The organism is Salicola sp. Rm-C-2C1-2 (assembly GCF_040196175.1).
Lineage (GTDB): Bacteria > Pseudomonadota > Gammaproteobacteria > Pseudomonadales > Oleiphilaceae > Halospina.
In genome coordinates, this window is record NZ_JBEFNF010000019.1 from 1 (window position 1) to 1,009 (window position 1,009).

Sequence of the window (1,009 nt, forward strand, 5' to 3'; positions counted from 1 at the left end):
TCAGCTGATCCCCTGGAAGAAGCTGGAGAACAAGGTCGCCCGCTACTATCCCAAGGGCGAAAACGGCCGCCGGCCATACCCACTGCAGGTGATGCTGCGCATCCACTGCATGCAGCTGTTCTACAACCTCTCTGATCCGGCCATGGAGGATGAACTCTACGAGATTGAGTCCATGCGCCGCTTCGCCGGCCTCACCCTGGCCGACTCGATTCCGGATGAAACCACCATTCTCAACTTCCGCCATTTTCTGGAGCAGCACAATCTGGGCAAGGCGCTGTTCAAGGAAGTGACCAAGCACCTGGAGCGCCAGGGCCTGATGCTGCGCGAAGGCAGCATCGTGGATGCCAGCATCATTTCCGCGCCCAGCTCGACCAAGAACAGCAAAGGCGAGCGGGATCCGGAAATGCACCAGACCCGCAAGGGCAACCAGTGGTACTTCGGAATGAAGATGCACACCGGCGTGGATGCGGGCTTCGGCATGATTCACTCGTTGGAGGTCACGCCCGCCAATGTTCACGACCTCAATGTCAGTCATGCCCTTCTCCATGGGGATGAAACCCACGTTTATGGCGACTCCGGTTATCGGGGCATCCATAAACGAGCAGAGCACCGCCACCGGGATATCGACTGGTTCATTGCCCGACGCCCGGGCAAAACACGCCAGCTGGCGGACGGCAGCGACCTCGCCAGGGCGGAAAAGATCAAAGCCAGTGTTCGGGCGAAAGTTGAGCATCCGTTTCGCACCATTAAGCGCCAGTTCGGCTACAGCAAGGTCCGCTACCGCGGCCTGGCGAAGAACGCCAACCGGCTCTATCTGCTGGCGGCATTCAGCAACCTGCTGATCGGCGAACGTTATCTCCCCGCGTAGGGGAAGTGTGTCCGGTTGCCGCCAAAAAGGCGGAAATCGGACAGAAGTTGAACAAAATGACTGGGGATATACCGCTGAAATCGGCCTATCTCCGGCTCGGAACCCAGAATCGGTGCTCAAGCCCGGTTATTCAGAAGTTCC

1 protein-coding gene is annotated in these 1,009 nt (G+C 58.6%); it reads left to right on the forward strand.

All coding sequences use genetic code 11. The features are described from left to right. Window positions 1-868: IS5 family transposase (locus tag AAF659_RS15015; protein WP_349752594.1), on the forward strand; the 868-nt coding region annotated here is incomplete at its 5' end. Window positions 869-1,009 lie beyond the last annotated feature (141 nt).